The sequence below is a fragment of the Methylobacterium bullatum genome (assembly GCF_014845095.1).
GTDB classification, from domain to species: domain Bacteria; phylum Pseudomonadota; class Alphaproteobacteria; order Rhizobiales; family Beijerinckiaceae; genus Methylobacterium; species Methylobacterium bullatum.
On sequence record NZ_NKUG01000059.1, the window covers coordinates 45,537 to 52,453 of the forward strand.

General features: G+C 69.8%; 7 protein-coding genes. 4 read left to right on the plus strand and 3 right to left on the minus strand.

Annotation, left to right across the window (positions count from 1 at the left end):
- Positions 1–4 precede the first annotated feature (4 nt).
- The 3 genes from MBTS_RS09225 to MBTS_RS09235 all read left to right on the plus strand — a co-directional run bounded on the left by MBTS_RS09225 (position 5) and on the right by MBTS_RS09235 (position 2,455).
- Positions 5–1,162, plus strand: coding sequence for an ABC transporter permease subunit (locus MBTS_RS09225; RefSeq protein WP_192215470.1), 1,158 nt, complete (start codon positions 5–7; stop codon positions 1,160–1,162).
- The gene (locus MBTS_RS09230; RefSeq protein ID WP_056140852.1) at positions 1,159–1,899 is read left to right on the plus strand and encodes an ABC transporter permease; all 741 of its coding nucleotides are present in this window, start codon (positions 1,159–1,161) and stop codon (positions 1,897–1,899) included. Before MBTS_RS09225 ends, MBTS_RS09230 begins: the two co-directional genes overlap by 4 nt.
- Before the next feature lie 259 nt (positions 1,900–2,158).
- Positions 2,159–2,455, plus strand: a complete 297-nt coding sequence (locus MBTS_RS09235; protein ID WP_147833456.1) for a hypothetical protein — start codon at positions 2,159–2,161, stop codon at positions 2,453–2,455.
- 341 nt (positions 2,456–2,796) lie between these two features.
- Here MBTS_RS09235 and MBTS_RS09240 read toward each other — a convergent pair whose 3' ends face one another.
- Entirely contained in the window at positions 2,797–3,927 is a 1,131-nt protein-coding gene (locus MBTS_RS09240) for an aldo/keto reductase (RefSeq protein WP_192215471.1), read from the minus strand.
- Between the two features lie 96 nt (positions 3,928–4,023).
- Between MBTS_RS09240 and MBTS_RS09245 the strand changes: the two genes are divergently transcribed.
- Positions 4,024–4,923 carry a LysR family transcriptional regulator gene (locus MBTS_RS09245; protein WP_056140402.1) on the plus strand — a complete coding sequence of 300 codons (900 nt, stop codon included), beginning with the start codon at positions 4,024–4,026 and terminating at the stop codon, positions 4,921–4,923.
- A gap of 51 nt (positions 4,924–4,974) precedes the next feature.
- Here the strand turns inward: MBTS_RS09245 and MBTS_RS09250 are convergent, their stop codons facing one another.
- Together MBTS_RS09250 and MBTS_RS09255 are read right to left on the minus strand one after the other, a co-directional pair.
- A complete protein-coding gene (locus MBTS_RS09250; protein WP_147833454.1) occupies positions 4,975–6,276 on the minus strand; it encodes a L,D-transpeptidase family protein in 1,302 nt (433 codons plus the stop codon).
- Positions 6,277–6,353: 77 nt separating this feature from the next.
- On the minus strand, positions 6,354–6,917 hold a 564-nt coding region (locus MBTS_RS09255), incomplete at its 5' end, for an extensin-like domain-containing protein (RefSeq protein ID WP_192215472.1).

Genomic DNA, 6,917 nt, shown 5'->3' on the forward strand with positions numbered 1-6,917 from the left:
TTCGATGCGCCATGCGACGGGCCATCGAGCGCCATGGGCCGGGCTTTTCGCGGCCGGCCTTCTCGTCGCGTCCCTCCATGGGATGGCGCTCCTCGATGTGGCGGCAAACCGTCTCCTGCCCGGCGATCCCGTCCGTGCGTCCGCGTTCCACGAATGGTCGATCGGCCTCGTCTCGCTCCTGTCGCTGGCCGGCCTCGTCGTCGGTGTGATGCCGGCCCGGCGGACGGGCGGCCTTCTCGCCCTGGGATTTTTCCTGTCGGCCTGGGCCGTGCTCCTGCTCGGCCTCGGCGCGGAGGCCGCCCGGATCGTGTCCTCCATGCCGCCGGCCGCGAGGGCCAGCCTCGGCTCCGGCTTCTGGCTGGCCTCGTCCTGCCTCCTGGCGCTGGCCGGAGGCAGCATCGCACGGGTTCGAGGCCGGGGGCTCGGCGTGCTCGCCATCCTCGCGGCCTCGGGTTTCCTGGTCGCGGCCTGGCGCGGCGGCGGGTTGGACGGGCTGTCCCTGGCGGTGGAATATGCCGCGCGGCGGGAGGCGGTGCACGAGGCCATCGCCGAGCACCTGCTCCTGGCGGGGGGAGCGATCGCCCTCGCCATCCCGGCGGCCGTGCTCCTCTCTCTCTGGCGCTCCGCGCAGGGGCTCGTCGGGCTCCTCGTCAGCGGCGTGCAGGTGATCCCCGCCGTCGCCCTGCTGGGCGCCCTCGTCGCCCTCGTCGGCGGAGTGCTGCGCGCCGTGCCGGCGCTGCGCGATCTCGGCCTCTCGGCCCTCGGGCCGTGGCCCGCGCTCCTCGGCATCGCCGCCTACCTGCTGCTGCCCCTCTGGCGCGGGATCGGCACGGCCCTGCGCGCCGCCGATCCCGCCGCCATCGACGCCGCCGAGGCCATGGGCCTGACGAAGGCCCAGATCCTGGCCCGAGTGACGCTGCCCCTCGGCGCGCCGATGCTCGTGGGCGCCCTGCGGGTCGCGGCGGTGCAGAGCCTCGGCCTGGCGACGCTGGGCGCCCTCATCGGCGCGGGCGGCCTCGGGCGGATCGTCTTCGACGGCATGGCGCAATTCGCCCCGGACCTGATCCTGCTGGGTGCCATCCCCATCATCCTCCTGTCCCTGGCGGCGGAAGGGTCGCTGAGCGCCGTCGAGGCCTCCTGCCGGGCGCGGTGGCGCGCATGAGGCCCGGCCTGCGCACCGCCCTCGCCACCGGTCTCGTCGGGGCGGCCCTCGCCGCCATGAGCCATCCGACCGTGGCGGCCTGGATCGTCTCGGGCCTCGGGGAGGCGCCGCGGCGCGGCTTGAGCGCGGAGCGCCTGCTGGCCCTGGCAACGCATCACCTCGCCCTCGCCGGGACCGGGCTCGCCCTGGTGGCGTTGCTCGGCCTCGGCCTCGGCATCCTCGCCACGCGCGCCGGCGCGGCATCCCTGCGCGGTGGCATCGACGGCATCGCGGCCGCCGCGCAGGCGGTGCCGCCGGTGGTGATGGTGGCCCTGGCCCTGCCCATCCTCGGCTTCGGCGGTCCGCCGACCCTGCTGGCGCTCGTCGCCTACGGCATCATGCCGGTCCTGCGCGGCACGGTGGGGGCGCTGGAAGCGGTCTCGCCCGAGGCACGCGAGGCGGCGCAAGCCATGGGGTTCACGCGCCTCCAGATCCTCTTGCGCGTGGAACTGCCTCTGGCGATGCCGGGCCTCGTCGATGCCCTGCGCACGGCCCTCGTCCTCGCCATCGCCACCACGGCGGTGGGGGCGCTGGCGGGGGCCTCGACCCTCGGCACGCCCATCGTCGCCGGACTGCAGAACCAGAACGTCCTGCCGATGCTCCAGGGCGCCCTGGCCACCGCCGCCCTGGCCTTCCTCTGCGACGCAGCCATGTTGGCGCTGGCGAGCATCGCCTCGGCGGACCGGGCGCGGGGATGAACGGGTTTCGCAAAGGCGGTGACCGATTTTGCGATCTGAAATCGGCGACGAGTTGGAGCCTGTTTGAGTTGTTTGTCCAACGCATTAACCTCATCCTGAGGTGCCGCGCAGCGGCCTCGAAGGAGGGCTCCAGAACCCGCTGCGCGAACTGGAGGGCTCCTTCGAGGCCTCCGCTCCGCTTCGGCACCTCAGGATGAGGTGGTCGGCTGGGGCGATCGGTGCGGTCGTTTCCGGGCCTGTTCGAACGTCACGAGGCGGCATGACAAACCCGACGGCGCAGGACATCGCGGCATTGCGGAGCGAGTGGATCACCGGAGGCCGGCTGGTCGTCGGGGACGATCCCTCTCCATCGGATCATGAAGCGGTCTACCGATGGGGCTTGGACTTCATCGACGGCGGCGCTGACGATCCCGATTACGGCACCGTCCTCGGCCTGATCTATCATAGCTTGAACTTCGACATCCCGTTCAGCGCGACGAAGTCCGTGCGGGACGATCTGATGCACATGGCGCGGAGAAAACTCGAAGATCCGCATTGGCGCAAACAAACGATCTAGCCGACAGGATGTGAGACTTTCTCGGTATCCGCGGCGACGCGAGCCTGCTCGGCGTTGGCACCTGATTGGCCGGACGGCGTGAACGGCCACCGAGGGCGTGTCGGGCCGGTGCCGTGGCCAGGACATCGTCCGAGGCGACCGGATGCGGCGCTCGCCTGTCGTCGACCAGAACGGCATGACGAGGCCGTGTCCATCCCGGGTGGTCTTGAGACGGGACGGTTCGTGGAAGCCGGTGCGTAAAATCAGACGTTCGAGGGGACAACGATCCCTGTTGTCCCTCGCGTGCGAGACGTCTGGCACTGCCCCGCGCGCGTTCTACAGCAAACCGCGCTGGGCGGATGTCAGCGGCATCGAGAGATGTCTGCCGAAGCGTGAACCTGCGCACCTCCGAAGACGACCTGTTGCCGCAACGGCGGTTGCGCCAGGGCGTAGATCAGTCGCGGCTCGGCGGGCATGCTGGCCGCATCGAGGGCGGCACGGTGCTGGGGTTCCAGTACGAGGCCGAGGGACGCCACATTGTCGGCGACCTGTGCCGCGCGGCTGACGCCCATCAGGGTCGAGGCCACGCCCGGTTTGCCCACGACCCAAGCGAGCGCGACACGCGCCGGCGATTGTCCGATCGCGTCGGCCACGCGGCGGACGGCCTCCACGATATCCCAGTTGCGCGGCGTGAACAGGCGGTCGCCGAACGGATTCGCGCCGTCGAGGCGCTTGTCGTCGGCCGGGCGCGCCTCACCGGCCTGCGCCGCGTCTTTCGGCAGGCCACCCGCGAGTGGGCCGGCCGCCTCCACGGTGGCGCGGTCGTACTTGCCCGTGAGCAACCCGTAGGCGAGAGGTGACCAAGGCACCATGCCCATGCCGAATTCAGCCGCGAGCGGGATGTGCTCGTCCTCCACCTCCCGATTGACGAGCGAGTAGAAATACTGGAGCGCGATCGGACCCGGCAGACCGCGCGAGGCGGCGAGGGTCGCGAGCTTGGCGGCATACCAGGCCGGCGTGTTCGACAGACCCCAGTAGCGAACCTTGCCCGCACGAACGAGGCCGACCATCGTTTCGAGGAGTTCTTCCGCCGGCGTGATCCCGTCCCAGACGTGCAGCCAGTACAGGTCGATGTAGTCCGTTCCCAGGCGGCGCAGCGAACCGTCGATCGCCGCGTGGACGTGCTTGGCGCCACAGCCACCTGCATGCGGTCCGCTCCCGGTGGCGAAACCCGATTTGGTGGCGAGGACGAGCCGGTCGCGCAGGCCGCGTTCGGCGACGAAACGACCGACCATCGTCTCGCTGCCGCCACTCGCGTAGACGTCGGCCGTATCGACGAAGTTGCCGCCACGCTCGACATAGGCATCGAACACCGCGCGACTGCCGGCCTCGTCGAGACCCCAGCGCGCCGCGCCGAACGTCATGGTGCCCAGCGCCAGGGGGCTCACCGCGAGTCCGGAGCGGCCCAGCGACCGATAATGCGTCAAATCCATTGTTGAGCCTCGCTAATGATCCAGCGGATGGTAGCGATACCGCCCCCATTCGATTAGCCGTTGCCGGCGGCAAGGGTCTGTGAATGGAATGCAGCAATGCGGCGTGGCGCACTCGACGATCTCGCGGCCTTCGCGGCGGTGGCACGGACCCGCAGCTTCACACGGGCCGCGGCCGAACTCGGCCTGTCCCCGTCGGCCCTCAGCCATGCGATGCGAGGCTTGGAGACGCGTCTGGGTGTGCGCCTGCTCGCGCGCACGACGCGTAGCGTCGCCCCGACGCCAGCCGGCGAGCGACTGTTGCGCTCGCTCGGCCCGGCGTTGGAAGAGGTCGAGCGTGGCCTCGCGGCGTTGGCCGATTGGCGCGACGCGCCGTCCGGCACCCTCCGGTTGACGACGTTCTCCTACGCCGCCCGCACCATCCTCGAGCCGACCCTGCCACGGTTCCTGCTCGAACACCCGGCGGTCTCGGTCGAGGTGGTGATCGACGATCGCCTCGCCGACGTCGTCACGGCCGGCTTCGATGCCGGCATACGCTTCGGCGACACGGTGGAGCAGGACATGGTGTCGGTCCGCGTCGGACCGGACCTGCGCACGGTCGTCGTCGGCACGCCGGGCTATTTCGCCCACCATCCTCGGCCGGCGACTCCAAGCGACTTGGAAGCCCATAACTGCGTGAACTACCGCCTGATCGGTGGCGGCGGCCTCCTGCCCTGGGAGTTCACCGACATGGACAAGGGCCGCGAGATACGGGTGCGCGCGGGCGGACAGTTCATCGTCAATGACGGCCCCCTCGCAGCTGCGGCCGTGCGCGCGGGGGCGGGGCTCGGCTACATGTTGGAGGACGAGGTCGCAGCCGATCTCGCGGCCGGAACGTTGGTTCAGGTGCTCGACGCGTGGTGCCCGCCCTTCTCGGGCTGTCACCTCTATTATCCCAACAGGCAGGTCACGCCAGCGCTCCGCGCTCTGATCGACGCCTTGCGATGGGTGAGACCGTGACCCCTATGGGTCGACGGCGGCCCAACCATCGATCCCACGCCGCAACAGGTCTCACTCGTCCTTGAACACCACCTTGGCGCCGCGCTCGATGCGGGTGGCGAGGTCGCGGGCGTCCCAGTTGGTCAGGCGGATGCAGCCGTGGGATTCGGTCTTGCCCACCTTCTCCGGCTCGGGCGTGCCGTGGATGCCGTAGGACGGGATCGACAGGTCGATCCAGACGATGCCGACCGGGTTGTTCGGGCCGGGGCGGATCGAGAAGGTCTTCTTCGTCTTCACGCCCTTGAACGCGTATTTGGGGTTGTAGGTGTAGACCGGCGCGAAGGCGACGCCCTTCACCTTGGCCTCGCCTGACGGGGCCGGCTTCTCCGCGCTGCCGATGGAGGCGGGGTAATAGGCCCGCAGGGTGCCGTCCTCGCCAAAGCCGCGGACATGGCGCGTGACCTTGTCGACTTCGACCCGCACGATGTCTTTCTTGGGTGTGTCGTCCTTCTTCTGCGCCTCATCGCTCTTGGACGCATCGTCCTTCTTCGACGTGTCCGTGCCGTTGTCCGCGGCCGGCTTGCCCTCGACCTTGCCGTCCGATGCATCGCGGGCCTTGTCTTCGGATTTGCCGGCCGCCTTTCCGTCGGACTTGCCGCCAGCCTTGCCGTCAGCCTTGCCCTTGGGCTTCGTCTCGTCCTTCGCCGGCTTGCCGGTATCCAGGGGCGGGACCGCCGCCACGAGGATGCCGGTGCCGGCCTTGTCGAGGGCGGCGTCCGGGTTCAGGGCGGTGAGGAGGTCGCGCGACATGTGGAACCGCTCGGCCAGCATCTCGCGCGGATTGGTGTAGCTCATCGCCTCGAGATCGGCCTGCTCCTCCATCTTGGCGGGGATTTTCTCCGCGAAGGGGCCCGCCGCGTCGGACTCGGTGATCGTGTAGGAGACCACCACCGGGTCGGCGCTGGAGGCGGCGAGCTTGTCGAAGAGCTCCTGGTTCAGGGTCTGGCTCGCAGGCAGCCCCTGCGCCACCGCGTAGGCCGACAGGGCGTTGCGCATGTTCTCGCCGTCGCGGCCGTCGATGGCGCCGGGGGAGAAATGCGCCCGGTCGAGGAGCACCTGGACCTTCACCAGAAGCGGCTGGGGTCGCTTGTCCTTCGCGCTCGTGCGGGCCTTCTTGCCGCCCGCCTTGTCGCCGCTCTCCTGCATTGTGAAGGTCGCGCCGTTGATCGCCTCGACGGTCAGGGCCTCGCCGGGTGTGGTCTTGCCCGCGTCGGAGGACGTGGTTCCTGCCGGCTTCGCCTCTAGCGCCGCCGGTGTCGCCAGGCAGACGAGGGCCATGAGCGCGACGGCACTCGGCAGGGGCAGATGGGCCATTTCGGGATCAACTTTCGCCGGGGGATCGACAGGTGCGCTCCTTAAAGCCGGCGCGCCCCTTCGGCGTTCCACATCTCCTACTGGCAGAGACGATGTCCTGCATTCCTCTCGCGCTCGTCGAGATGGAGGTGGTTGCCGTGAGCCGCATCCGATCCGGGTCCGAGCACGGTGCGGAAGAAGCCGCAGGCCTTGGCCCGGATGGCGGCCTGGAACGTCGCCTCCGGTGCGTCGTCGAGACCGGCGCCGACCTTGATCGGTGCACGCCCGTCGAAACCGTAGCCCATGATGTCGACGCCGTTGGCGAAGCTATGCTCGCTGAGCTTGGCCTCGGGATCGTGGTTCTGGCCGCGACACTCGTAGGAGGTGCCGATGGACAGGCTCCTGAGGGGGGCCTTCAGGATGCGCTCGGAGGCTTCCTGCGCCTCCGTCGCCAGGCGCGCCAGGGCCTCGGCCGTGTTGCAGACCAGGGTCGCGGGAGGCGTGAGCGCCACGTCGCCGGAGAGGCGGGTGAGCTTCAGCGGCTTCTCCGCGCCGCATTGACCGTTCGAGATCGGCGGCAGCGCCTCGAAGGTCGCGCCCAGGCGCTCCAGGCGCTTGCGGCAGGCGGTGTCGTCGAGGGGGGCGACCGTAAGGGTGAGGGC